Origin of the sequence: Actinoplanes palleronii, from assembly GCF_016862315.1 — a bacterium.
In the GTDB taxonomy this organism is placed as follows: Bacteria; Actinomycetota; Actinomycetes; order Mycobacteriales; family Micromonosporaceae; genus Actinoplanes; species Actinoplanes palleronii.
In genome coordinates this window covers 1-23,197 of the sequence record NZ_BOMS01000091.1, presented here as the reverse complement: position 1 = coordinate 23,197, position 23,197 = coordinate 1, and the positions used below count along the sequence as shown (strand labels likewise).

The 23,197-nt window shown below is 72.1% G+C and carries 26 protein-coding genes; 20 read left to right on the top strand and 6 right to left on the bottom strand.

The window, feature by feature from the left end:
* Positions 1 to 43: 43 nt before the first annotated feature.
* Positions 44 to 910, top strand: a complete 867-nt coding sequence (locus tag Apa02nite_RS29035) for a L,D-transpeptidase (RefSeq protein WP_203827842.1) — start codon at positions 44 to 46, stop codon at positions 908 to 910.
* Positions 911 to 928: 18 nt separating this feature from the next.
* Here the strand turns inward: Apa02nite_RS29035 and Apa02nite_RS52420 are convergent, their stop codons facing one another.
* Positions 929 to 1,336 carry a helix-turn-helix domain-containing protein gene (locus Apa02nite_RS52420; RefSeq protein ID WP_083971393.1) on the bottom strand — a complete coding sequence of 136 codons (408 nt, stop codon included), beginning with the start codon at positions 1,334 to 1,336 and terminating at the stop codon, positions 929 to 931.
* Between the two features lie 194 nt (positions 1,337 to 1,530).
* Between Apa02nite_RS52420 and rho the strand changes: the two genes are divergently transcribed.
* The 3 genes from rho (at position 1,531) to Apa02nite_RS29015 (ending at position 4,483) form a co-directional block, all read left to right on the top strand.
* On the top strand, positions 1,531 to 2,670 hold the full coding sequence (gene rho / locus Apa02nite_RS29025) for a transcription termination factor Rho (RefSeq protein WP_239164643.1): 1,140 nt from the start codon (positions 1,531 to 1,533) through the stop codon (positions 2,668 to 2,670).
* A gap of 101 nt (positions 2,671 to 2,771) precedes the next feature.
* Positions 2,772 to 3,569, top strand: a complete 798-nt coding sequence (locus tag Apa02nite_RS29020; protein ID WP_203827840.1) for an SAM-dependent methyltransferase — start codon at positions 2,772 to 2,774, stop codon at positions 3,567 to 3,569.
* 32 nt (positions 3,570 to 3,601) lie between these two features.
* Positions 3,602 to 4,483: a Sco1979 family transcriptional regulator gene (locus Apa02nite_RS29015; protein ID WP_203827839.1), complete on the top strand. Its 882-nt coding sequence runs from the start codon at positions 3,602 to 3,604 to the stop codon at positions 4,481 to 4,483.
* A 123-nt stretch (positions 4,484 to 4,606) separates the two neighbouring features.
* Here the strand turns inward: Apa02nite_RS29015 and Apa02nite_RS29010 are convergent, their stop codons facing one another.
* The gene (locus Apa02nite_RS29010) at positions 4,607 to 5,179 is read right to left on the bottom strand and encodes a TetR/AcrR family transcriptional regulator (protein ID WP_203827838.1); all 573 of its coding nucleotides are present in this window, start codon (positions 5,177 to 5,179) and stop codon (positions 4,607 to 4,609) included.
* A 93-nt stretch (positions 5,180 to 5,272) separates the two neighbouring features.
* Here Apa02nite_RS29010 and Apa02nite_RS29005 point away from each other — a divergent pair, with 93 nt between their 5' ends.
* A complete protein-coding gene (locus tag Apa02nite_RS29005; protein ID WP_203827837.1) occupies positions 5,273 to 6,481 on the top strand; it encodes an FAD-dependent oxidoreductase in 1,209 nt (402 codons plus the stop codon).
* Here the strand turns inward: Apa02nite_RS29005 and Apa02nite_RS29000 are convergent.
* A complete protein-coding gene (locus Apa02nite_RS29000) occupies positions 6,478 to 7,353 on the bottom strand; it encodes a universal stress protein (protein ID WP_067692144.1) in 876 nt (291 codons plus the stop codon). The genes Apa02nite_RS29005 and Apa02nite_RS29000 overlap by 4 nt on opposite strands.
* A gap of 251 nt (positions 7,354 to 7,604) precedes the next feature.
* Here Apa02nite_RS29000 and glnII point away from each other — a divergent pair, with 251 nt between their 5' ends.
* From glnII to Apa02nite_RS28985, 3 genes are all read left to right on the top strand, one after another.
* Entirely contained in the window at positions 7,605 to 8,612 is a 1,008-nt protein-coding gene (gene glnII / locus Apa02nite_RS28995) for a glutamine synthetase (RefSeq protein WP_203827836.1), read from the top strand.
* 150 nt (positions 8,613 to 8,762) lie between these two features.
* On the top strand, positions 8,763 to 9,092 hold the full coding sequence (locus Apa02nite_RS28990; protein WP_203827835.1) for an STAS domain-containing protein: 330 nt from the start codon (positions 8,763 to 8,765) through the stop codon (positions 9,090 to 9,092).
* Positions 9,085 to 9,471, top strand: a complete 387-nt coding sequence (locus Apa02nite_RS28985) for an ATP-binding protein (protein ID WP_203827834.1) — start codon at positions 9,085 to 9,087, stop codon at positions 9,469 to 9,471. Before Apa02nite_RS28990 ends, Apa02nite_RS28985 begins: the two co-directional genes overlap by 8 nt.
* Here Apa02nite_RS28985 and Apa02nite_RS28980 read toward each other — a convergent pair.
* Positions 9,461 to 10,960 (bottom strand): PP2C family protein-serine/threonine phosphatase, encoded by a 1,500-nt coding sequence (locus Apa02nite_RS28980; RefSeq protein ID WP_203827833.1) that lies wholly within the window; start codon positions 10,958 to 10,960, stop codon positions 9,461 to 9,463. The genes Apa02nite_RS28985 and Apa02nite_RS28980 overlap by 11 nt on opposite strands.
* A gap of 198 nt (positions 10,961 to 11,158) precedes the next feature.
* Between Apa02nite_RS28980 and Apa02nite_RS28975 the strand changes: the two genes are divergently transcribed.
* A complete protein-coding gene (locus Apa02nite_RS28975; protein ID WP_203827832.1) occupies positions 11,159 to 11,851 on the top strand; it encodes a ferric reductase-like transmembrane domain-containing protein in 693 nt (230 codons plus the stop codon).
* A 51-nt stretch (positions 11,852 to 11,902) separates the two neighbouring features.
* On the top strand, positions 11,903 to 13,570 hold the full coding sequence (locus tag Apa02nite_RS28970; RefSeq protein WP_203827831.1) for a methyl-accepting chemotaxis protein: 1,668 nt from the start codon (positions 11,903 to 11,905) through the stop codon (positions 13,568 to 13,570).
* Positions 13,571 to 13,587: 17 nt separating this feature from the next.
* On the opposite strand, the gene Apa02nite_RS28965 is transcribed toward Apa02nite_RS28970, so the two are convergent.
* Positions 13,588 to 14,052, bottom strand: a complete 465-nt coding sequence (locus tag Apa02nite_RS28965) for a response regulator (RefSeq protein ID WP_203827830.1) — start codon at positions 14,050 to 14,052, stop codon at positions 13,588 to 13,590.
* A gap of 140 nt (positions 14,053 to 14,192) precedes the next feature.
* Between Apa02nite_RS28965 and Apa02nite_RS28960 the strand changes: the two genes are divergently transcribed.
* From Apa02nite_RS28960 to Apa02nite_RS28920, 9 genes are all read left to right on the top strand, one after another.
* A complete protein-coding gene (locus tag Apa02nite_RS28960) occupies positions 14,193 to 15,113 on the top strand; it encodes a siderophore-interacting protein (RefSeq protein ID WP_203827829.1) in 921 nt (306 codons plus the stop codon).
* Positions 15,107 to 15,787 (top strand): nucleoside/nucleotide kinase family protein, encoded by a 681-nt coding sequence (locus Apa02nite_RS28955; RefSeq protein ID WP_239164642.1) that lies wholly within the window; start codon positions 15,107 to 15,109, stop codon positions 15,785 to 15,787. Before Apa02nite_RS28960 ends, Apa02nite_RS28955 begins: the two co-directional genes overlap by 7 nt.
* Positions 15,788 to 16,312: 525 nt before the next feature.
* Positions 16,313 to 16,633, top strand: coding sequence for a protealysin inhibitor emfourin (locus Apa02nite_RS28950; RefSeq protein WP_067687636.1), 321 nt, complete (start codon positions 16,313 to 16,315; stop codon positions 16,631 to 16,633).
* A gap of 238 nt (positions 16,634 to 16,871) precedes the next feature.
* On the top strand, positions 16,872 to 17,414 hold the full coding sequence (locus Apa02nite_RS28945; RefSeq protein WP_203827828.1) for a hypothetical protein: 543 nt from the start codon (positions 16,872 to 16,874) through the stop codon (positions 17,412 to 17,414).
* Positions 17,415 to 17,486: 72 nt separating this feature from the next.
* The gene (locus Apa02nite_RS28940; RefSeq protein WP_203827827.1) at positions 17,487 to 18,437 is read left to right on the top strand and encodes an STM4015 family protein; all 951 of its coding nucleotides are present in this window, start codon (positions 17,487 to 17,489) and stop codon (positions 18,435 to 18,437) included.
* Between the two features lie 4 nt (positions 18,438 to 18,441).
* The gene (locus Apa02nite_RS28935) at positions 18,442 to 19,245 is read left to right on the top strand and encodes an STM4013/SEN3800 family hydrolase (RefSeq protein ID WP_203827826.1); all 804 of its coding nucleotides are present in this window, start codon (positions 18,442 to 18,444) and stop codon (positions 19,243 to 19,245) included.
* Entirely contained in the window at positions 19,242 to 20,543 is a 1,302-nt protein-coding gene (locus tag Apa02nite_RS28930; protein ID WP_203827825.1) for an STM4012 family radical SAM protein, read from the top strand. The genes Apa02nite_RS28935 and Apa02nite_RS28930 overlap by 4 nt, the downstream gene beginning before the upstream one ends.
* Entirely contained in the window at positions 20,540 to 21,454 is a 915-nt protein-coding gene (locus Apa02nite_RS28925; RefSeq protein ID WP_203827824.1) for an STM4011 family radical SAM protein, read from the top strand. Before Apa02nite_RS28930 ends, Apa02nite_RS28925 begins: the two co-directional genes overlap by 4 nt.
* Positions 21,455 to 21,549: 95 nt before the next feature.
* On the top strand, positions 21,550 to 21,807 hold the full coding sequence (locus Apa02nite_RS28920; RefSeq protein ID WP_203827823.1) for a hypothetical protein: 258 nt from the start codon (positions 21,550 to 21,552) through the stop codon (positions 21,805 to 21,807).
* Positions 21,808 to 21,896: 89 nt separating this feature from the next.
* On the opposite strand, the gene Apa02nite_RS28915 is transcribed toward Apa02nite_RS28920, so the two are convergent.
* Positions 21,897 to 22,466 (bottom strand): nucleotidyltransferase domain-containing protein, encoded by a 570-nt coding sequence (locus Apa02nite_RS28915; RefSeq protein WP_239164641.1) that lies wholly within the window; start codon positions 22,464 to 22,466, stop codon positions 21,897 to 21,899.
* 168 nt (positions 22,467 to 22,634) lie between these two features.
* On the opposite strand from Apa02nite_RS28915, the gene Apa02nite_RS28910 reads away from it, so the two are divergent.
* Positions 22,635 to 23,072: a CBS domain-containing protein gene (locus Apa02nite_RS28910; protein WP_203827822.1), complete on the top strand. Its 438-nt coding sequence runs from the start codon at positions 22,635 to 22,637 to the stop codon at positions 23,070 to 23,072.
* Positions 23,073 to 23,197: the final 125 nt, after the last annotated feature.

Below are 23,197 nucleotides of genomic sequence, written 5' to 3'. Positions count from 1 at the left end.
TCATTTTTTGATCGAGCGCGGGGGCGGTGGCTAGTCTGGGCCGATGCCTGGCGCCCGGACCCGTGTGTACCTGACGGCCGCGGCCGTCGCCGTGGTCCTCGCCGCCGGCGCGGCCGTCGGTCTGGCCAACGGGCGGGACACCACCGCCGCCCCCGAGCAGTGGGTGGCTCCCTCCGCGCCGCCGGCGACGCTCCCGGTGTCACCGAGCGCTTCGGCCGGGCCGCTCAAGCTGGTCAAGGCACCCGAGGACCTGCCGATCATCTCGTACGCGAAGGGGCCCCGCGGCCTCCCCGCCGACCCGGCGAAGAACTCCACCGTCGCACCTACCGAGGGCCTGCACCCGACGAAGAAGGTCGCGCTCTACGACGCACCGGGTGGCACACCCCGCGCGTTCCTGCCCCCGGAGATCAGCGGGCTGCGCACCGTCGTCCCGATCGTCGCCGAGGACCGCGGCTGGGTCGCGGTGCTCGTCCCGTCGGTGAACCGGCGGATCGGCTGGGTGCCGCCGGGTGGCTGGCAGACCGCGGTGCTGCACGACCAGCTCGTGCTGCAGCGGTCCCAGCACACCCTGACCTGGCTGCGCGACGGCCAGGAGCACCAGCGCTGGACCGTGGCGGTCGGCTCGCGAGCCACCCCGACACCGGTCGGGCGCACCTACGTGATGGGCACGACCAGGATGTCCGGCAGCCCCTACCTCGGGCTGGACGCGCTGGTGCTGGGCTCGATCCCGGAGGAGCCGGAGAAGATGGCGGCCGTCTTCCAGCTGGCGCACACCGGCATCCACGCGTGGTACAAGGCCGACGTGTTCGGCACGAGCGTGTCGAACGGATGCATCCGGATGCCGAAGGCCGCACAGCAGAAGCTGCTCGACGAGATCGGCCCCGGCACCCCGCTGACCGTGATCGCCTGACCTTCTGATCGCGGTCGGTCAGCAGGTCACGGTCAGACGCGCGAGCCGCGCGCACCCGAGGGCCGTGCGCGGACGACCCGCACCCCGGCGCAGGCGCAGCGTGGTCCCGTGCCGGAGTCCGGCGGCCGGGCGGACCGGCGCGACCCGGGCGACCGGCGCCACCGGGGCGGCCCGGCGCATGGTCTGTGGGGCGCCCTGGCGCAGCATCTCGTCGCGGACCAGGTCGAGCAGGTCGGTCATCGGCAGGCCGAGAGCCCGGCAGATCGCCGCGAGGATCTCCGACGACGCCTCCTTGGTGCCGCGTTCCACCTCCGACAGGTAGGGCAGCGACACGCCGGCCGCGCCGGCCACCTCTTTCAGCGTGCGGCCCTGGCGCTGACGCACGCGGCGCAGCACGGCTCCGATGATCCGGCGCAACAGTGGCATTCCCGTCCCCTCCCCGTGGCGTGTGACGTCCATCCTGCCCTACTGGGCGGAATCCGCGAACGGTGCTACGGTGGGCGCATCTCGGATGCCGGTGGATGTCCCCGCCCGGGAGCTCTTCCTCAACTCTGACGAGCCTTCAGTGCCGTCACCTTTCCCAACCCGGGCTGTTGTCGCGCCCGGCTAGGAGTCTTCCCTTGACGACAGTCACCCGTACCCGAAAAACACCCTCAACCGAGGAGACCGTCGCGGTCGACGCCCTCCTCGACATCGTCGACGACCGTGCCTGGCTGCGTGCCGACGGTTACCTGCCCGGCGGTGACGACCTGCCGCTCACCATGGCCGAGGTCCGGCGGCTCGGCCTGCGCCGCGGCGACCGGGTGACCGGGTTCGCCCGGATCGACCGGCCCGGCCGTCCCGCTCACCTGCAGGTCACCGCGGTCAACGGCCGCGATCCCGGCCCGCGGCCGGACTTCTACCGGCTGACCGCGATCTACCCGCAGGAGCGGCTGCGCCTGGAGACCGACCAGGACGTGCTCACCACCCGGGTGATCGACCTGCTGATGCCGATCGGCAAGGGCCAGCGCGCCCTGATCGTGGCGCCTCCGAAGGCCGGCAAGACCACCGTGCTGCAGCAGGTCGCCAACGCGATCAGCCGCAACAACCCGGAGTGCCACCTGATGGTGGTGCTGGTCGACGAGCGACCCGAAGAGGTCACCGACATGCGCCGCACGGTCAAGGCGGAGATCGTGGCGGCCACCTTCGACCGGCCGCCGCAGGATCACACCGCGGTCGCCGAACTCGCCGTCGAACGCGCGAAACGCCTGGCCGAGCTCGGCGAGGACGTGGTGGTGCTGCTCGACTCGATCACCCGGCTCGGGCGGGCGTACAACCTGACCGCACCGGCCGGGCGCGGCCGCACCCTCTCCGGCGGGCTGGACAGCACCGCGCTGCAGCCGCCGAAACGCCTGCTCGGCGCGGCCCGCAACCTCGAGGGCGGCGGCTCGCTGACGATCATCGCAACCGCCCTGGTGGAGAACGGCTCGGCGCTGGACACGGTGATCTTCGAGGAGTTCAAGAGCACCGGGAACGCCGAGCTGAAGCTGGACCGTTCGCTGGCCGAGGCCCGGATCTTCCCGGCCATCGACCTGGCGGTCAGCGGCACCCGGCACGACGAGCTGCTGCTGTCGCCGGCCGAGCTGACCGTTGTCGGTCAGGTGCGGCGCGCGCTCGGCGGTCAGGAGCGCCGCGAGGCCATGCCGCAACTGCTGACGCAGTTGCGCACCACCGCGAGCAACGCGGAATTCCTGCGGCGTGTCGCACGATCGATCGCCTGACCCTCCCTTTAGTACGTCCGACCTGGGTATGCTGGCCTCGATTACTCGCCGCGGCTCCACTGAGGACACTCGTGGTCCGCGCCCTACTCGAGGACGTGCGCGTGGCTGACGACCCGACCGACGCTCCCAAGCTCGACACGAGCGTTCCGCAGACCGCCCGGATCTGGAACTACCTGCTCGGCGGCAAGGACAACTTCGAGGTCGACCGTGCCGTCGGTGACCAGATCATCGCGTCGCTGCCGCACTTCGCCGAGCACGCCCGGCTCTCCCGGCAATATCTGGCCCGCGCGGTGCGCTTCCTGGCCGGCGAGGCCGGGGTGACCCAGTTCCTGGACATCGGCACCGGGCTGCCCACCGCCGACAACACGCACGAGGTCGCGCAGGACACCAACCCGTACGCGAAGATCGTGTATGTCGACAACGACCCGCTCGTGCTCGCGCACGCCCGAGCGCTGCTGACCAGCACCCCGGAGGGGCAGACCGCGTACATCGACGCCGACCTGCACGACCCGGCGCGGATCCTGGAGCAGGCCGGTCAGACGCTCGACTTCGACAAGCCGGTGGCGTTGATGCTGATGGGCATCCTCGGTCACGTCGAGGACGACGCCGAGGCCAAGCGGATCGTCGACACGTTGCTGGCCGCGTTCCCCTCCGGCAGCTACTTCGCGATGTACGACGGCAGCGACATCGACCCGGACGTCCGTGAGGCGGCTCGGATCTGGAACATCTCGGCGAACCCGAAATACCACCTTCGCTCACCGGAACGTTTCGCCGCGCTCTTCGACGGCCTGGAACTGGTCGAGCCCGGGGTGACCTCGGTGACCCGCTGGCGGCCGGACCCGGAGGGCAAGGACGCCGCGGAGATCAGTCAGTACTGTGCTGTCGGTCGCAAGCCCTAGTCAGTAATCTAGGCTCCCTCGAGGAGGTCTCCTTGACGGAGGAATACGACGGCGGTGGTTCGACGGTGCGCCGGCTTCAGGTCGGCGCCCATCTGCGTGCCCTGCGGCGGGCCAGCGGGCTGAGCCGGGAACAGGCGGGGTACGTCATCCGTGCCTCAGAATCCAAGATCAGCCGGATGGAGCTGGGCCGGGTCGGGTTCAAGGAACGCGACATCGTCGACCTGCTCAAGCTGTACGGCGTCGACGACCTGACCGAGCACACCCGGCTGCTCGCCCTGGCCCGCGAGGCGAACGCGCCGAGCTGGTGGCAGGCGTATGCCGACGTGCTCAACACCTGGTTCCAGAACTATCTGGACCTGGAGCAGGCCGCCGAGCTGATCCGGACGTACGAGGTGCAGTTCGTCCCGGGGCTGCTGCAGACCGACGCGTACGCCCGCGCGGTGATCCGGCTGGGCCACGTCAACGCCGGCCCGGACGAGATCGACCGCCGCGCGGGGCTGCGGATGGAGCGCAAACAGGTGCTGGCCCGGCCGGACGCGCCCCGGGTCTGGGCGGTGATCGACGAGGCGGTGCTGCGCCGGCCGATCGGCGGGAAGGCGGTGCTGCGCGAGCAGATCCTCGCGCTGATCGCGGTCTGCGAGTCGCCGACCGTGCGCCTGCAGGTGATCCCGTTCGGGTCCGGCGGGCACGCGGCGGCCGGTGGCGCGTTCAGCATCCTGCGGTTCCCGCACGAGGAACTGCCCGACGTGGTCTACATCGAGCACCTGACGAGTGCGCTCTACCTCGACAAGCGCGACGAGGTGGACAACTACGCGGCGGCGATCGGCCGGCTCTTCATCGAGGCCGAGCCGCCGTCCGAGACCCCGAAGATCCTCACCGACATCCTCAACGAGCTGGACGCCGGCAAACTCTGACCCCGCGCAGCCGCGCCCCGGCTCTCGGCCGTGGGCACGCGCCGGGCTCCGGCTGGTTCTCAGGGGTGCCTCCCGGGCCGGGAGGCACCCCTGAGAACCAGCCGACACCCGTGAGCTGACCGGCTACGCCGGGCCGGGAGCGGTCAGGGCGATGGTCGCGGCCCGGGCCGCGGCCAGCACCTCCTCGTCGCCGGCCGGGTGAGCCTGCGCGGCGAAGAGCGCCGCGCTCACCGAGTCGAACGCCATCCGGGCCAGCAACCGCTCGGACACCGGCGCTCCCGGCGGCAGGATCCGGTCGATCACGTCGTCGAACCAGCTGCGGATGTTGCCGCCCTGCGCCGCCAGCCGCGCCATCATCGGCCCGTTCGCGTGGGCGAACCGCATCGCCATGATCCGCTGCGGGGTGGTGGACTCGACCCAGCGCAGCGCCGCCCCGCGCAGCAGCCCGGGGCCGGGCTCCTGGGTGTCGATCCAGCTCATCAGGTCGTCGAACTCGGCGCGGCGGGAGTCCAGCAGCGCCTGGATGATCGCCTCCTTGCCGTCGAAGTGGTAGTAGAGCGACGACTTCGTCATGCCGAGCGCCTCGGCGATGTCCCGGATCGAGGCGCCCTCGAATCCGCGCTCGGTGAACAGCTCCAGCGCCACCCGCAGGATCTCCGCACGGGTCTCGCTGCCCGGCCGTCGTGTTGTCGTCATACCCCCAGGTTACTTGACGAACGGTCGTTCGGCAGCTTACCGTCGAGACACCTAACGAACGGTCGTTCGGTAGATGACAATCGAGGAGAGATCATGGAAATCGCGATCATCGGAGCCGGCCCCGGCGGGCTCACCTGCGCCCGGGTGCTGCAGAAGGCCGGCGTGCCGGTCACCGTCTACGACGCGGACACCGCGCTCACCGCCCGCGACCAGGGCGGCACCCTGGACATCCACGCCGACACCGGCCAGATCGCCCTGGCCGACGCCGGGCTGACCGCGGAGTTCGCCGCGCTGGCCCGCCCGGAGGGCCAGTCGAAGCGGATGCTCGACCCGTCCGGCGCCGTGGTGATGGAGCACCTGGTCGACGACGACGAGGACGCCGCACCCGAGATCGACCGCGCCCAGCTGCGCGGGCTGCTCGCCGCGTCGCTCGCCCCGGGCACGATCCGCTGGGGGCACCGGGTCACCGAGGTCCGGCCGGGCGGCGAGGTCGTCCTCGCGGACCGGTCCCCGATCACCGCCGACCTGGTGATCGGCGCGGACGGCGCCTGGTCCCGGGTCCGGCCGCTGCTCACCCCGGCGACGCCGGAGTACACCGGGATCAGCTTCGTCGAGGTGCGCTTCACCGAGGTGGACGAGCGGCACCCGGCAATCGCCGAGCTGGTCGGCCAGGGGCACCTGTGGGCCAACGGCGACGGGCAGAACCTGATCCTGCAGCGCAACAGCGGCGGCCACGTCCGCGGGTACGTCGGGATCCGCGCCGAGCTGGACTGGCTGGCCCGGGCCGGACTGGGCCGCGCCGACGGCCGGGGCGGCGTGGTCGACGCGAACGGCGTGCAGGCCCTGGACACCGAGCGGGTCCGCGCCGAGCTGCTGGAGCGGTTCGCGCACTTCGCCGCGCCGCTGCGCCGGGTGATCACGGACAGCGAGGGTGACCTGGTGAACCGGCCGATCTTCGCGCTGCCCGCGCCGCTGGCCTGGCCGCACCGCCCGGGGCTGACCCTGCTCGGCGACGCCGCCCACCTGATGTCACCGTTCGGCGGCGAGGGCGTGAACCTGGCCATGCTGGACGGCGCCGAACTGGCCCGGGAGATCGCCGCCGGCGGTGTGCCGGACGAGGCGGTGGCCCGCTACGAGACCCGGATGCTGGCGCGGTCCGGGCCGGTGGCGGCCGGCGCCAACGGCGCCATCAAGGAGTTCTTCGAGGGCGGCTTCGACCTGGCCGACGTCCCGGACTTCGCCGAGGAGACCGAGCAGTGGAAAGCGAACGCGGCGGCCTACCTGGCGGGACGGGAGAACTAGAAGCGGATCGCGGCGCGGGTCCGGCTCACCAACGCCACACTGCACCGCGCCCGGTGCAGCAGGTGCCGCCCCACCGACGGCCGCAGCACGGCCCGCAGCGCCCGGCGCCCGCGCGCTCCCGCCACCACCAGCTGCGCCCCGGCGGTGGCCTGCGCGAGCACCTCCCCCGGCGATCCGACCACCACCTCGGCGCTGACCGCGACACCCGGGAACCGGCGCTGCCAGCAGCTCACCATCGCCTCCAGCCGGCCGCGTTCCTCGGCGACCGCGCGCAGGTTCACGTCGCAGAGCAGGTCCCGCCCGTCCGGCGGGGACCAGCCGTGCACCGCGCGGACCGGCACACCCCGGACCGCGGCCTGTTCGAACGCGAAGCCGAGCACCACCCCGCCGGCCTCCGGCTCGTCCACGCCGGCCACCACCGGGTCGGTCGCCCGGGGCTCGCCGCGGACCACCACCACCGGGCAGCGGGCGTGCGCGCTGACCGAGCCGCTGGTCGAGCCGAGCCAGGCGCGCATCCCGGACGGGCGGCGCCCGCCGAGCACCACCAGGGACGCGTCGGCGGCCCGCTGGATCAGGGCGACCGCCGCGGTGGAGTGCTCGACCCGGGCCCAGACGCGTACGCCGGGGTGGGTGTCGTCGGCGTCGTCGACCGCGCGCCCGAGCATCTCGGCGACCGCGAGGTCGGTGTCGGCGTCCGGGTAGACCGCCGCCGCGGGCATCATCGCGGCGGCCGGTACGTAGCTCGGCCATTCGTACGCATAGACCAGCTCCACCGGCACGTCGCTCCGGTAGGCCTCGTCGAGTGCCCAGCGAGCCGCCTTGCGGGCTTCCGCCGAGCCGTCGTAGCCGACGACGATCCTCTGGTTCTGCACGGCGTTCGCCTCCTCCCGCGCTGCTTCCACTGCATCGTCGTTGCTGGACCGCCCGGGGGCAATAGTGTGGGGCCCGTCACATTGTGAACCTATTGCTTCGATGTGGACGGGTGACGCCAGGGTTACCGGGATCACTCGTCCGCTGTACGGGATCGGAAACATAGATTTGATCTTCGGTGGTTAGCCTCCTCGCGCCGCGCCAGGGTCGTCCGGCACTGCCATCCGGCGCCGTTTTTCTTGGAGGAGAATTCATGGCTGTCAAGGCCGAGTACCTGTGGGTCGACGGAACCCAGCCGACCGCGAAGCTCCGGTCGAAGACCAAGATCCTGGCCGACGGCGAGACGCCGCCGATCTGGGGCTTCGACGGTTCGAGCACCAACCAGGCGCCCGGTGACAAGTCGGACTGTGTGCTGCAGCCGGTCTTCACCTGTCCGGACCCGATCCGCGGCGGCAGCAACATCATCGTGCTGTGCGAGGTCGAGCTGATCGACGGCACCCCGCACCCGACGAACACCCGCGCCGCGTGCCGCGAGGTCGCCGACAAGTACGCCGACCAGAAGTCGATCTTCGGCATCGAGCAGGAGTACACGTTCTTCAAGGACGGCCGCCCGCTCGGCTTCCCGGTCGGCGGCGGCTACCCGGCCCCGCAGGGCGGCTACTACTGCGGCGTCGGCTCGGACGAGGTCTTCGGTCGCGAGATCGTCGAGGCGCACATGGACGCCTGCCTCGAGGCCGGTCTGCACCTGTCCGGCATCAACGCCGAGGTCATGCCGGGTCAGTGGGAGTTCCAGATCGGCCCGGTCGGCGCGCCCCAGGTCGCCGACGAGCTGTGGGTGGCCCGCTGGCTGCTGTACCGCATCGCCGAGGACTACGGCGTCTCGGCGACCCTGGACCCGAAGCCGGTCAAGGGTGACTGGAACGGCGCCGGCGCGCACACCAACTTCTCCACCGCCGCGATGCGGGAGAGCTACGACGCGATCATCACGGCCGCCGAGTCGCTGGGCAAGAAGCGCCAGGAGCACGTGGACGGCTACGGCGCCGGCATCGACCAGCGCCTGACCGGCCTGCACGAGACCGCCCCGTGGACCGAGTACAGCTACGGCGTCTCCGACCGTGGTGCCTCGGTGCGCATCCCGTGGCAGGTCGAGAAGGACGGCAAGGGTTACATCGAGGACCGTCGCCCGAACGCGAACGTGGACCCGTACGTGGTCACCCGCCTGATCATCGGCACCTGCTGTGAGGCGCTCGCCCAGTCCTGACGGGTAACGGACGTACGCGCGGGGCCGGCCAAGCGGCACCCGCGCGTATTCCTTCCGGCCCCGGATCACCGCGGCAGGCGCGTTTCGCGTCCCGTGGTGTCATGATGGGCCCGAGCAGGAATCCCCGTGCAGGGAAAGGTACGACGGTCGATGGCGAGCTTCGAGACGAGGACGGCCACCGCGCCGGGCCGGATCACGCTGATCCTGTCCGGCGACTGCGACCTGACCGTCCGCGACCAGTTCACCGCCGCCCTGCTCGACGCGGTGAGCCGGTCCACGACGGTCTTCGTCGATGTGGCCGGCGTCGGTTTTCTCGATTCCACCGGCGTGCACGCCCTGGTCACGGCCCATCACGCGGCGCAGGGCCGCGGCGGCCGGCTCTACGTGATCAACGCGGCCGGCGCGGTCGCCGCGGTGCTCGACCTGACCGGCCTGGGCGCCCTGCTGCGCGCCCCGGCGGACGAGCGTCACCATGCTTGAGCAGCCGGGCGACGACGACGGGATGTCGTACACCGAGCCTGACGATCTGCGGAGGGTACGCACCTTCGTCACCGAGCGGGCCGCGGCGCTGGGCCTGGCCCCGTCCCGGATCGATCTGCTCACCCTCGCGGTCAGCGAGCTGACCACCAACACCCTGCAGCACACCGGCGGCGGCGGGCACATCCGGGTCTGGGCCGAGGACGGCCGGCTGATCTGCGACGTGACCGACGGCGGCGGTCCCCGGCCGTTCGGGCGGGCGATGCCGTCGGCCGAGGCGGTCCGCGGGCGCGGCCTCGCCATCGTGGAACGGATCTGCGACTCGGTCTCCACCAGCACGGTGCCCGGCGGCACGCTCGTGCGGATCAGCCTCAACCTCTGACCAGCACCGCCAGCGTGCAGGTGTCGTCATCCGGGCTGGGCGCGTGCAACAGCCGGTGGATCCTCGGCAGCGGGTCAGGTCCCGGCGCCGCGGAGACCGCGCTCAAATGATCGCGCACCTCGGCGGTCCGCCCGAGCAGGTCCCCTCGGCGCTCCACCAGCCCGTCGGTGTAGAACAGCACCAGGTCACCGGGGCGCAGCCGGGCGGTGACCACCGGGAAGTCCGCCTCGGCCTCGGCACCCAGCAGCAGCCCCGGCGGCCGCTCCAGGTCCGAGCTGCGACCGGCCCGGCCGAGCAGCGGCGCCATGTGCCCGGCCCTTGCCCAGGGCAGCAGCCGGGTTTCCGGGTCGTAGACGCCGACCACCGCGGTGCCGGTGATGCCGAGCTGAGCACAGAGCCGGTTCAGGTGACGCAGCAGCAGGCCCGGGTCGCGGATGCCCGCCGACAGCCAGGCGACCAGGGCGAACCGCAGGTGGGCCATGCCGCTGGCGGCCTCCGTGCCGTGCCCGGCCACGTCGCCGACGGCGAGCGCCACCCGGCCGTCCGGCAGGGTCTGCGCGTGGTACCAGTCGCCGCCGACCTGGGCCGCGCTCTCGGCGGGCAGGTAGCTGACCATCGCGTCCAGCCCGTCCAGCGCGAACGCGCCGACCGGCACCGGCTGGATCATCTGCTGCAGCTGGCGGGCCAGCCGGTGCTCGGCGAGCGCGCTGATCTCGCGGACCCGGGCCTCGTCGCTGAGCCGTTCGATCTCGGTGCGGGTGGCCACCCGGGCGGTCACGTCCTGCACCACCGCGTAGATCTTCGCGGGCCGGCCGGTGGCGTCCCGGGCCAGGTCGGAGAGGACCCGCAGGTGCTTGATCGCGTCGCCGACCCGGAACCGGACGGTGACGTCGGAGGTGGCGCCGACGTCGAGGGTCTGCCACGCGGACTCGGCGACGCCCCGGTCCTCGGCCAGGATCGCGGCGGCCTGGTCGGCGCGCGCCATCGGGCCGTCGGCGGGGAGCCGCTGGAAGATCCGGTACATCCCCGGCGACCAGTCGGAGAGGCCGCTGGCCAGGTCGTACTCGGCCCAGCCGAGGCTGCCGAGCAGCTCGGTGCTCTCCAGCCGGCGCCGGTGCTCGTCGACCCGGGTCCACCAGACCAGCAGGCCGCCCAGCACCCGGCGCACGCTGACCTCGAAGCGGGACTCGGCGACCACTCCGGGACGGTTCTCCTCGTGCCGGAACTCGTCCATCGTGGCGGGCGCGCCGGTCGTGATCACCCGCAGGTAGACCTGCCAGAGCGGGCCGTCCACCATCGACGGGTAGAGCTCGCGGAGCCGTCCGCCGACGCGCTGCGTGCCGCGGCCGTAGATGTCCCGGATCTGATCGCTCGTCGCCGCGACCCGGAAGTCGGTGACCGCGCCGTCGTCCCCGATGATCGGAACCAGCCAACTGCAGCCGGCCGGAACCGCGGCGAGCAGCTCCCGGACCACGTCCTCGTCGGCCATCTCAGCAGCTTAGTCGCCGATCAGCCGGGTTTCCCGGACCAGCGTCGCCGGGAACGGTCAGGATGTCCCCCAGGATCAGATCAAAATCCCGATTTGGTACGGAGGTGAGCACACATGCGGGAGTCCACCGGCGGCACCACAGGTAACTCACAGCCGAACCTAACCACGGACTCAACCCGATCCTCCATCATCCGGCTCATGCCCCCGACCGCCACGGCCCGCGTCCCGGTCGTCCGACGCCCCGTTCCGGCCCCGCGCCGGGCGGCCGAGGCCGGCGGCTGCCTGACCGGGCTGAGCCTGCTGGTGGTCACCGCGTTCTGGGTGCACCACGGCGGCGTGCAGCAGGGCGCCGAGGGCGGGTGGACCGCCGCGCACGCGGCCGGGCGGCTGGCCGGGCTCTGGGCCGCCGACCTGCTGCTGGTGCAGACCCTGCTGCTGGCCCGGATCCCGTTCGTGGTGCGGGCGTTCGGCGCCGGCCAGATGATCCGCTGGCGCCACTGGGCCGCGGCCGGCTCCCTCGGGCTGCTGGCCGGGCACCTGATCCTGATCACCGGGGAGCGCTGGCACCCGGCCGCGCTGCGCGAGCTGATCACGCATGGTCCCGGTTTGCCGCTCGCGCTGGCCGGGGCGGTCGTGCTGGCCGCGGTGTCGATCGCCGCCCGGCGCACCGTCCGCCGTCACGCGCTCGACCTGTACGCCTGTTACGGCGTCACCCTCGCCCTGCCGCACCAGCTCTGGGCCGGCGCCGACTTCACCGCCTCGCCGGTGGCTCACGCGTACTGGTGGGGTCTTTATGTCCTGAGCGTGGGCAGCGTCCTGGTCCACCGCGTGGTGTTGCCCGCCTGGCGAAGCCGGCGGCCGGCCGCCGGACGAGTTGGGCAATACCGCTAAAAAAACGCGAAAAGGATTCTACCGTTAGGTCCGACCACCAGGGAGGACCCGATGCAGCCGACCGCGAGTGCCAGCGAGTGGACCACATCAGGACGCCGCGGCCTGCTGGAGCTACTGCTCGGCGACCGCAGCCTGTTGATCAAGAGCACCGTCACCGCGGGCTGTGTCGCCGTGGTGGCGCTCACGCTGACCCTGGTGTCGCTCGGCCGGATGGGTCAGCTCCGCGACGACCTGCAGACGATGAAGACCCAGCACGTCGACAGCATGGAGCAGATCGCGAACATGCGAGCCGGGATCACCAACGTGTTCCGGGGTGCCCTGCTCTACGACGCCGGCAAGAGCAGCAAGAGCAAGGAACTCACCGACCTGGGGCTGACCGTCGCCACCGCCGCGGACGCCCAGGTGGCCACGGGAGTGGCCGCCTACCGCAAGATCGCCACCGACTCCGGCGCCGCGGACCGGTTGTCCGGCCTGGACGCCTTCGCCGGCGCCTTCGCCGAGCACGCCGCGCTGCGCGACGTGATCATTTTCGGGAAGACCCCGCCGAGCGGCTTCCAGATGCCGGCCGTCGACCAGATCCTGCCCGCCTTCACCAAGGCCGAGTCCGGCATGAACACCGCGATGGACGACCTGCAGAAGGTCGAGGAGTCCGACGCCGACGCGATGACCGCGGCCGGCGACCGGGCCTACCAGCGTTCCCGGTGGACCACCCTGGCCGGGCTGGCCGCCGGGTTCGCGATCGCCAGCTTCGTCGGGGTCGGCGTGATGCGGCTGATCAAGCGGCAGCTCGCCACCGTGCAGGCGGCCCTGGGCGCGGTCGCCGACGGCGATCTGACGGTCGCCGCCGAGGTGCGCTCCCGCGACGAGCTCGGCCGGATGGCCCAGGCGGTGAACCGGGCCAGAGAGGGCCTGCAGACCACGGTCAAACAGCTCACCTACGGCGCGGGCACGCTCGGCGAGGTCACCGCGCGGCTGAGCGGCATCACCGGCCGGCTGGACACCCAGTCCCGGGCGGCCGCCGAGCAGGCCGGGATGGTGGCCGGCACGGCCGGAGACGTCTCGGCCAGCGTGCAGTCGGTCGCCGCGGGCAGCGACCAGATGGGCGCCTCGATCCGGGAGATCTCGGAGAACGCCAGCAGCGCCGCCCGGGTGGCGGCCGGCGCGGTCGGCGTCGCCCAGGCCACCAACGACACGGTGGCGAAGCTCGGCGCCTCGTCCGCGGAGATCGGTGACGTGGTCAAGACGATCACGTCGATCGCCGAGCAGACCAACCTGCTCGCCCTGAACGCGACGATCGAGGCGGCCCGCGCGGGCGAGGCCGGCAAGGGCTTCGCCGTGGTCGCGACCGAGGTCAAGGACCTGGCGCAGGAGACCGCGAAGGCCACCGAGGACATCTCGCAGCGGGTGCAGGCGATCCAGGCCGACACCGAGAACGCGGTGACGGCGATCCAGGAGATCTCCCGGATCATCTCGGAGATCAACGATTACCAGGTGACCATCGCGTCGGCGGTGGAGGAGCAGACCGCCACCACCAACGAGATGAGCCGCAGCATCGGCGTGGCCGCGAACGGCAGCTCGACCATCGCCGGCAACATCAACGCGGTCGCCGACGCCGCGCGGGCGACAACGGCCGCGCTCGGCGAGGCGGACGTGTCGATGGGTGAGCTCACCCGGGTCGCGGGCGAGCTGCGCGAGGTGGTCTCCCGCTTCCGGGTCTAGGGCTTGTCCTGCCTGCTTCAGTGGCCGACCAGGTGCTGGACGCGACGCAGCAGGTCGGCCGGGTCGATCGGCTTGACCATGTAGTCCTCGGCGCCCACCACCCGGCCGAGGTCCAGGTCGGCCTGCTCGCCCCGCCCGCTCATGAAGATCACTGGGATGTGCGCGGTCTGCGGCGACGAGTGCAGCTCGTAGCAGAAGCCCAGCCCGTCCAGGCCCGGCATGCACATGTCGAGCAGGACCAGCTGGGGCCGCTCGCCCACCGCGAGCGCCAGCGCGGTCCGGCCGTCGGCGGCGAGCAGCGTCCGGTACCCGGCCGCCCGCAGCTTCGTACCGACCAGGTCGCGGATCCCCTCGTCGTCGTCGGCGATCAGCACGGTGGGCGGCTCCAGCGCCGCGGCCCAGTCGTCCAGCGGCCAGGACAGCCCGGCGTCGGCGTCGCTGAACGTCAGGACCGTTGTCGTTCCGGGCGTGGTCTGCGACATCTCCGAGCTCCTTTTACGGTGGGACTCCTGAGATCGTCAGACTTTCCGCCGCCTGCAGGAAACCTCACGTTGCGGTCGGGTTGCGGGACCACCCGCTCCTTAGGTTAGGGTTACCTAAATCAGTGCCTGGGGAGGCGACCGTGACTCAGACCGTTGTTCCGTCGACCGAGACGGTCCCGTTCCGGTTCTTCCCGGTCACGGTGGCCCGGATAGCCCGGCTCAGCCCGAGCTTCCTGCGCGTCACGTTCACCGGCGACGACCTGGACAAGTTCGCCGACAACGGCTTCGACCAGCGCTGCAAGCTGCTCCTGCCGCTCGCCGACTGCGGGCTCGACCACCTGCCGATGGGCCAGGACTGGTATTCGGAGTGGCGCGGCCTGCCCGCCGAGCGGCAGAACCCGATCCGGACGTACACGGTTCGCCGCGTCCGCGCCCACCTCAACGAGGTCGACGTCGACATGGTGCTGCACGGCGTGAGCGGCCCGGCGTCGCGCTGGGCCGTCGAGGCCGGCCCCGGCTCGACCGCCTGCCTGCTCGGGCCGAACGCGGAGTTCGCCGGCCCGTCCGGCGGCATCGACTTCCACCCGCCGGTCGACACCAACCGGATCCTGCTGGTCGGCGACGAGACCGCGGTCCCGGCGATCGCCTCGATCCTGGCCGGCCTGCCCGCCGGCATGTGCGGCGAGGCGCTGCTCGAGGTCCCGGAGAGCGGCGACCACCTGACCCTCGAGGCACCGGCCGGCGTCCGGATCACCTGGCTCCCCCGCGACGGCGCCGGCCACGGCGTCAAGCTGATCCCGGCCGTCCAGGCCGCCGCGGCACACCTGCTCGGCGACGCGGCCGGCGCCACCTGCGCCGACCTCGAGGACGTCGACGTCGACGCCGGGCTGCTCTGGGAGGTCCCGGACGGCACCGCCGCCACCGACGGCTTCTACGCCTGGCTGGCCGGCGAGGCCGCGGTCATCAAGACCCTGCGCCGCCACCTGGTCGGCACGTGCGGTGTCGACCGGCGCGCGGTCGCCTTCATGGGCTACTGGCGCCTCGGCAGGGCCGAGTGCTGATCCGGCCCGGGGTGTCCACACCCGAGCGCGACCGCGTCCTGACCACCGTTGCCACGGCGATCACCGATCGCCGTGCGGACGGTTTCCTCCGGGTCGGTGTGGATGGGCCGGACGGTTCCGGCAAGACCATCCTGGCCGATGAGCTGGCCGGCACGCTGCACGCCCGGGGCACGGCAGTCGTCCGGGTCTCGATCGACGACTTCCATCACGTACGAGCGATCCGGCACCGCCGCGGGCGCGACTCCCCGGACGGCTTCTGGCTCGACTCGTACGACTACGACCGGTTCCGCACCGACGTGCTGACCCCGTTCGGCCCGGGCGGGACCGGTCGCTACCGCCCGGCCGCACACGACGTGGCCACCGACGCGCTGCTGAACCCGGAGCCGGTGCAGGCCCCGCCCGGCGCGGTACTGATCGTGGACGGCATCTTCCTGCACCGCGACGAGCTGGCCGGCGCCTGGGACCTGTCGCTGTTCCTGGACGTCCCGTTCACCGAGACGGCCCGCCGCATGGCAGCCCGCGACGGCACCCCACCCGACCCGTCCCACCCGGGCATGCGCCGCTACGTCGAGGGCCAGCGCCGCTACTTCACCACCTGCACCCCGCACCGCCGAGCCACCTGGCTCCTCGACAACACCAACCCCGCCACCCCCCACCTGCACCCACCCCGCTGACCCCCGCAGCTGGCGCCCACAGCTCCCTCAACCCACCCGACACAGCCGTGACCACCAGCCGGCCGCACCGGGCTGGCCCAGAGAGGTGCTTCCAGGCGGGCGAGACACCCCTGACAACCAGCCGGGGAACCCGGCAGCGCGCCCACGGACCGGGCCCGGGACCACGCCGGCGCGGCACCGCGCTGCGGGGCTCGGGGTTGGGGTGGCCGTGCGCCCACGCGGGCGTCGCCCTGGAGGGCTTTGCGTTGTGGACGCGTAGCGGCCAGCGAAGACCGGAAGGGTCCCGGCGGGAGCGGCGGTCTGCACCCCAGCGGACGCACGACATCCCGATCTTGAATTTGATCTTCGGCGGTCAGCCACCGCCGGGGAACCCGACACGGAACTGTTCAAGAACCGACAGCGGATCTGTCGGCACGGTGCCAGCATCGGGAGAAGGCCTGGGGGAAAGCCAAAGGACGATCCCGTCCGGGCCGATCTGCTTCTACGTTCGTGCGGTGGGCAGCGCAGCAGAGGGAGCGAGTCGACATGACGGAACGTGTGATCGCCGAGTTGAGGCGGCCGGCCGGATACACCGGCCGGTCGTTGCATGTGGTCCTGGACTCCGAGGAGATGCCCACCGACCAGGCAGAGGATCTGCTCCGCCTGGTCCACGCGATCGACCTGACCCGGCTCGGCGTCAAGCTGCCGGCCGCGTCCGGCGCCGACCTGATGCGCTACGACGTGGCGGTCGAGCACGCCGGGCGGCACTGGCGCGGCACCGCCTACGAGCCGTACGTGCCGGGTGAGCTGCGTCCGCTGCTGCGTTTCCTGGTCGACTCGGCCAGTGCACTCCCGGGACGCCGTTGACCGGGGCGACCGTGCGCGCGATGCGGGCCGGCGTGACCGCGCGGCGTGGAGCGGCTTCCCCACCGCGGTCCCGTCGCCGTCCGAGCTGATCGGTGGTCGGCCGGCGACGGGCACTCCCGCGTCCGGGCGTGCCGCGCGCGACGATCGTGGTGAGCCGGCCGGGGCGCGGATTCGCTCACCTGCCACGATCCCGCGCCGATGATCCGGCCAACGCTCCTTCGAGCCCCGAGGTACGCCGATGACCGTCGCCCGTTACGCCGCCCGGACCACCGCCTTCGCGGCGGCGTACCTGCTCGCCTACTGGGCCGGCATCCCGCTCGCCGTGCTCTCCCCGGTCGCGGTCGCCGCGGTCTGGATGCTCGCGCAGGGCCGCTGGGGTCTGCGCCGGTTCGACGTGATCACCCTGGCCACGCTGACCGCCGCGTCGGCGATCGCGCACGGCGCCGGCATGCTGATGGCGTTCGGCCTGGCCGCCGCGGTCACCCTGCCCGCGATGATCTTCGCGGTCCTGCTGGAACGCTGGCTGCCCGGCTGGTGGCAGGGGCACGGCGACCGGTTCCGGCCCCGGCGTACCCGTCTGGTCCGTCTCGCCGCCGTGGCCGCGCTCACCGCCGTAACCTCCGTGGTCCTGCAGGCGATCCTGTCTCCCGAGCCTTCGGTGTACGACGTGAGCCTCCGGCTGGCCCGCGACGTCGTCACGCTCCTGGCGGTCACCCTGGCCGGCCGGGCGCTGCTGCGGCCACGCACGCCGCAGCGGACCGGGCTGACCCTGGTGCGCTGACCGGCCGCCGTTTGTCGGTGGCGCCTGCTACGGTCGCGCCGCCCGCTACACCGCCGTCCCGGAGTGCCCACCATGACCTTCTCGTCCGACACCTCCGCCTTCGACGGCCGCCGGATCGCCGAGTACCCGGCGGACGACAGCAGCGCCACCGTCGCCTGGCGCGTCTCCCACCACGAGTACGACAACTCGACCGACGTGAAGCTCAACGAGGGCTTCCGCGCCAAGCTCGAGGCGTTCCTGACCGACCTGGGTGCGGAGACCGAGTCCCTGGTGATCGGCTCGTGGGGCTATGCGGCGTTCTCCCCCGCCCCGATCGAGCAGCTCTGCGCGGCCGCCCCGCGCCTGCCCCGGCTGCGCTCGCTGTTCCTCGGCGACATCGGCGCCGAGGAGTGCGAGATCTCCTGGATGAAGGTCGGCGACGTGAGCCGGCTGCTCACCGCGTTCCCGCTGCTGGAGACGCTGCAGGTGCGGGGCGGTGAGGACTTCCGGTTCTCCGGCCCGGTCCGCAACGACCACCTGCGCCGCCTGGTGGTGCAGAGCGGCGGCCTCGGCGCCGGCTTCACCACCGCGGTGCTCACCTCGGAGCTGCCCGAGCTGACCGACCTGGAGCTGTGGCTGGGCGTCGACGAGTACGGCGGCTCCACCACCCTGGAGACCCTGCGCCCGCTGCTGGACGGCAAGCTCTTCCCCCGGCTGCGCCGGTTGGCGCTGCGCAACGCGGAGAACGCCGACGAGATCGCCACCGCGCTCGCCCAGGCGCCGGTGGTCGCCCGGCTGGAGGCGCTCGACCTGGCGATGGGCACGTTCGGCGACCAGGGCGCGGCCGCGCTGCTGGCCGGCCAGCCGCTCACCCACCTGCGCGAGCTCGGTCTGGAGTTCCACTACATGTCCGACGAGACCGCGCAGGCCCTGGTCGAGGCGCTGGCCGGGGTCGAGGTCAACGTCGACGACCAGCAGGAGCCCGACGAGTACGAGGACGACGGCGTGACCATCTCGGAGCGGTACACCGCGGTCTCGGAGTGACCCGGTGCGCTCGCTGATCGGCAGTCACGACATCCTCCTGGTCACCATCGACACGCTGCGCTACGACGTGGCCGCCGAGCTGGCCGCGGCCGGCCGCACTCCGGAGCTGGCCGGCGTGCTGCCCGGCGGCCGGTGGGAGCGCCGGCACTCCCCGGCGAGTTTCACCTACGCCGCGCACCACGCGTTCTTCGCCGGTTTCCTGCCCACCCCGGCCTCACCCGGCGTCCACGACCGGCGCTACGCCGCGGCGTTCCCGGGCAGCGAGTCGTCCGGGCCGGACACCTGGGTCTTCGACGCGGCCGACCTGCCGACCGCGCTCGCCGTGGAGGGTTATCACACGCTCTGCCTGGGCGGCGTCGGCTTCTTCAACCGGCGCGGCGCGCTCGGCAGCGTGCTGCCCGGGCTGTTCGCCGAGGCGCACTGGGAGCCGTCGTTCGGGGTCACCGCGCCCGACTGTCTCGGCGCCCAGCTCGACCGGCTGGCCGGCTCGATCGACGCGGTCCCGGCCGGGCAGCCGCTGTTCACGTTCCTCAACGTGGCCGCGCTGCACCAGCCGAACCGGCACTACCTGCCCGGCGCGGCGGCCGACGGCCGGGACAGCCACGCGGCCGCCCTGGAATACACCGATGGTCGCCTCGGCCGGCTGTTCTCGCTGGTCCGCGGCCGCGGCCGGCCGGTCTTCACGATCATCTGTTCCGACCACGGCACGGCGTACGGCGAGGACGGCCACACCGGACACCGGTTCGGTCACGAGGTCGTCTGGACCGTGCCGTACGCCGAGTTCGTCCTGACCCCGAGGGCCTCATGATCGACGATTCGCCCTACCAGGGCTACCTGTACGCCTACCCGCACAAGACCTCGTACCGCCCGTTCCAGCCGCGCCCGGCGCTGGCCGACGTGTGGCGCGACGAGCCCTCCGACGCGCTCTTCCTCTACGTGCACGTGCCGTTCTGCGAGATGCGCTGCGGGTTCTGCAACCTGTTCACCCGCGCGAACGCCCCCGCCGAGCAGGTCACCGCGTATCTCCGCCAGCTGCGGCACCAGGCGGTCGCGGTCAGCCGGGCGCTCGGCGACGCGACGTACGCGATGGCCGCGTTCGGCGGTGGCACACCCACCCACCTGGAGGCCGGCGAGCTGGCCGAGCTGTTCGACATCTGCACCGGCGTGCTCGGCGCCCGGCTGCCCGGGGTGCCGCTCACCGTGGAGACGTCCCCGGCCACCGCCACCCCGGACCGCCTGGCGGTGCTCACCGCGCACGGCGTCACCCGGGTCAGCATCGGCGTGCAGAGCTTCCTGGACAGCGAGGCGCACGCGGCCGGCCGCCCGCAGCGCCGCTCCGAGGTGGACCGCGCGCTCGGCGCGATCCGGGACGCCCGGGTGCCGGTGCTCAACCTCGACCTGATCTACGGCATCGACGGCCAGACCCCGGAGTCCTGGCAGCTCAGCCTGGACACCGCGCTCGGCTGGCGGCCGGAGGAGATCTTCCTCTACCCGCTCTACGTCCGCCCGCTCACCGGCCTGGGCCGCCGGGCGGTCAGCCGCGACGACTGGGACGCCCAGCGCCTCGCGCTCTACCGGCAGGGCCGCGAGGCGCTCCTCGCCGCCGGGTACCGGCAGGAGTCGATGCGGCAGTTCCGGCTCGCCACGCTCCCGGTCGACGGTCCCGACTACTCCTGTCAGGACGACGGCATGGTCGGTCTGGGCTGCGGCGCCCGGTCGTACACCCGGGAGCTGCACTACTCGTTCGACTACGCGGTCTCGGTCGGCCAGGTCCGCGCGGTCCTCGACGACTACCTGGCCCGCCCGGCCGACGACTTCCGCTACGCCGAGGTCGGCTTCGCGCTGGATCAGACCGAGCAGCGCCGGCGTTGGCTGATCAAGTCACTGCTGCGGGCCGAAGGCCTTGACGGGTACGCGTACCGCAGACGTTTCGGCACCGCCCCGGCGGCGGACTTCCCCCAGCTCGAGCAGCTCGTCGAGGCCGGCTGGGCGGAGCCGGGCGGCCTGCGCCTGACCCCGGCCGGGCTGGAGCGCTCGGACGCGATCGGCCCCTGGCTGACGTCCACCGAGGTGCGTTCCGCGATGGCCGGGTACCAGGTCCGATGAACCTCGCCGTGCTCTACCGCGGGCCCCTGGCCAGCTGCAACTACGACTGCCCGTACTGCCCGTTCGCGAAGCGGCACGACCCGCCGGAGCTGCTCCGCGAGGACCGGGCCGCTCTGGCGCGCTTCACCGGCTGGGCGACCGCGACCACCGACGTACGCCTCTCGGTGCTCTTCACCCCGTGGGGCGAGGGCCTGACCCGCAGCTGGTACCGCGACGCGATGGTGTCGCTGTCGCACCTGCCGCACGTCGAGCGGGTGGCGATCCAGACGAACCTGGCCGCCCGGCCGGACTGGCTCGCCGCAGCCGACCCCGCGTCGGTCGCGCTCTGGGCCACCTACCATCCCGGCCAGGTCACCCGGGAGCGTTTCCTGGCCCGCTGCGCCGCGCTGCTCGCGCTCGGCGTGCGCTTCTCGGTCGGCGTCGTCGGCCTCCCGGAGCACCTCGCCGAGGCCCGCGCCCTGCGCGCCGCGCTGCCGCCGGAGGTCTACCTCTGGATCAACGCCGCCGAGGGCAAGCGCTACACCGCCGGCGAGGAGGCGGAGTGGACCACGCTGGACCCGCTCTTCGCCTACAGCGTCCGCCCGCACCTCTCGCTCGACCGGCCCTGCCACGCCGGCGAAACCGCCATCTCGGTCCAGGGCGACGGTACGGTCCGGCGTTGCCACTTCATCCAGGAGAAGATCGGCAATTTGTACGACGGCACGTGGCGTTCGGCGCTCCGCCCGCGGAACTGCGTGAACACCATCTGCGACTGCCACATCGGGTACGTGCACCTGAAGCCGCTCGGCCTGCGCGAGGTCTTCGCCGGCGGCCTCCTCGAACGGATCCCGGCCGGGTGGCCGAACCACCCGATCAGTGCGGTTTCTGCGGCTTCCGTCGCTTCTGTCGGTTTAGTGACACCAAGGGAGTGACTCTCCGATTATTTTCAGTCACAGAACGGGTTGAACGCTAGGGGACAAAGGGCATAGAGCACGGCATAACGCACCCCGCGAGGAGAGGTTGAGCGATGACGACGAACGCCACCGACCAGGTCCGCACCATCACCCCCGACGAGCTACGGGTCACCGGCCCGTCCCGGCTCCGCCAGGCGGTCACCACGGTCCGCACGTCCCGCCCCGCTCAGAAGGTGTCGGCCCACCGCAAACCCGCCACCGCCACCCTGCTGGCCCTCGCCGGCGTCGCCACCGCCACCCTGCTGTATCTCCGCAAGCGCAACGCCAGGCCGGCCCCCAGCCGATGGCGTTCCGCCCTGCGCCGCAGCTGACCCCACCCCACCCGACGCCGCCGCCCTCCCAGCGGCGGCGTCGCCAGTTGCGGGTCAGCCCGGTGCCGGCGCTCACGTGTCCTGACAGGTCAGCTCTTGCGGGTGGTCCTGCCGTCCTGGCTGCGCACTTCGAGGGCGGCCTCGAGGCGGGCGATGTCCGCGGCGTCCTTGGGGCGGCGGGCCAGCGCCGGATTCCACACCGGAAACATCCGCTTGATCTCGATCTGCGCCTCCACACCGACGATCGGGCAGGTGATCCCGGCAAGCGTCCCGGGCGGCCCGTCCAACATGGCCTCCGGCCACGGCTCACCGGCCCACGGCCCGGCCGGCACCACCGGACGTCCCGCCTCATCGTGACCGACAAGCGTCAGGCTCTGCTCGACATCCCCCTTGACCAGATCCATCTGCCGATCGTGCGGCGGCTCCGGCAACAACACCCAGCCCCCGGCGACCAGGGCCTCCGCCAGCCGCACCACCTCGCCCTCCCGGACGAACCAGTCGACGTCCACATGCGCCCGGGTCACCACACCGAGGTAGAAGTCCATCGCCCACCCGCCCCGAAGCCACACGGCCACGCCAAGCCCCCGCGCCAGCCCCACCAGCTCAGCGATAGCCGCCAGCTGCCGCCCGCCGGTCCCGTCCATCGCCCTGTCGGTCACCGCCGGACGGTAGCCCACACCCCCGACCTCAGCGACCGATTTAGCCCCACCGCAACCCAGCACTATTTCGGCATAGCCCGAACCCTATTGACTTCAGTACCCGCTCTTCGGCATAGAAGCAGGAAGAGATTCGAGCGAGCACGGGGGCCGACCACACAAGGAGGGGCGATGCGGATCAGCGACATCATCCGAGTCAAAGGCGACAAGGTGGTGACAGTGGCACCGGACCTGACCGTCAAGGGCCTGATCGAGGAACTGGCCAGGCACCGGATCGGCGCCGCCGTGGTGTCCCGAGACGGCCTCACGGTCGACGGCATCGTCAGCGAACGCGACGTCGTCCGGGCCCTGGCCGCCCAAGGCCCCGCAGTCCTGTCCCACCCGGTCAGCACGATCCACACCACTCAGGTCCGAACCGTCCCCCCAGAAGCCCGCCTGGAGGACGTCGAACGCCTCATGACCGAACACCGCTTCCGCCACGTCCCGGTAGTCCACAACGGCCACCTGGCGGGCGTGGTGAGCATCGGCGACGTGGTCAAGAACCGCATAGACGAACTGGAAGCCGAACGCCACACCCTGGCCAACTACATCACCGGCGACCGCACCTGACCCAGCCGGGGGGCGGCAACAACACGCAGTCGTGCGGTTGCCGCCCGCCTGCCCCAGTCGCGGCTGGAGTTGCTGCGTTAGGTCGGGGTTGGGGGGCGAGACCCAGCGCGATGGGGGGACGGTTT

Bases quoted from the DNA above. Each gene is read 5' to 3' on its own strand.
- Apa02nite_RS29035 (WP_203827842.1), top strand. From the start codon at position 44: ATGCCTGGCGCCCGGACCCGTGTGTACCTGACGGCCGCGGCCGTCGCC.
- Apa02nite_RS52420 (WP_083971393.1), bottom strand. From the start codon at position 1,336: ATGCCACTGTTGCGCCGGATCATCGGAGCCGTGCTGCGCCGCGTGCGT.
- Apa02nite_RS29010 (WP_203827838.1), bottom strand. From the start codon at position 5,179: ATGACGACAACACGACGGCCGGGCAGCGAGACCCGTGCGGAGATCCTG.
- Apa02nite_RS29005 (WP_203827837.1), top strand. From the start codon at position 5,273: ATGGAAATCGCGATCATCGGAGCCGGCCCCGGCGGGCTCACCTGCGCC.
- glnII (WP_203827836.1), top strand. From the start codon at position 7,605: ATGGCTGTCAAGGCCGAGTACCTGTGGGTCGACGGAACCCAGCCGACC.
- Apa02nite_RS28990 (WP_203827835.1), top strand. From the start codon at position 8,763: ATGGCGAGCTTCGAGACGAGGACGGCCACCGCGCCGGGCCGGATCACG.
- Apa02nite_RS28985 (WP_203827834.1), top strand. From the start codon at position 9,085: ATGCTTGAGCAGCCGGGCGACGACGACGGGATGTCGTACACCGAGCCT.
- Apa02nite_RS28980 (WP_203827833.1), bottom strand. From the start codon at position 10,960: ATGGCCGACGAGGACGTGGTCCGGGAGCTGCTCGCCGCGGTTCCGGCC.
- Apa02nite_RS28975 (WP_203827832.1), top strand. From the start codon at position 11,159: ATGCCCCCGACCGCCACGGCCCGCGTCCCGGTCGTCCGACGCCCCGTT.
- Apa02nite_RS28970 (WP_203827831.1), top strand. From the start codon at position 11,903: ATGCAGCCGACCGCGAGTGCCAGCGAGTGGACCACATCAGGACGCCGC.
- Apa02nite_RS28965 (WP_203827830.1), bottom strand. From the start codon at position 14,052: ATGTCGCAGACCACGCCCGGAACGACAACGGTCCTGACGTTCAGCGAC.
- Apa02nite_RS28950 (WP_067687636.1), top strand. From the start codon at position 16,313: ATGACGGAACGTGTGATCGCCGAGTTGAGGCGGCCGGCCGGATACACC.
- Apa02nite_RS28945 (WP_203827828.1), top strand. From the start codon at position 16,872: ATGACCGTCGCCCGTTACGCCGCCCGGACCACCGCCTTCGCGGCGGCG.
- Apa02nite_RS28940 (WP_203827827.1), top strand. From the start codon at position 17,487: ATGACCTTCTCGTCCGACACCTCCGCCTTCGACGGCCGCCGGATCGCC.
- Apa02nite_RS28930 (WP_203827825.1), top strand. From the start codon at position 19,242: ATGATCGACGATTCGCCCTACCAGGGCTACCTGTACGCCTACCCGCAC.
- Apa02nite_RS28925 (WP_203827824.1), top strand. From the start codon at position 20,540: ATGAACCTCGCCGTGCTCTACCGCGGGCCCCTGGCCAGCTGCAACTAC.
- Apa02nite_RS28920 (WP_203827823.1), top strand. From the start codon at position 21,550: ATGACGACGAACGCCACCGACCAGGTCCGCACCATCACCCCCGACGAG.
- Apa02nite_RS28910 (WP_203827822.1), top strand. From the start codon at position 22,635: ATGCGGATCAGCGACATCATCCGAGTCAAAGGCGACAAGGTGGTGACA.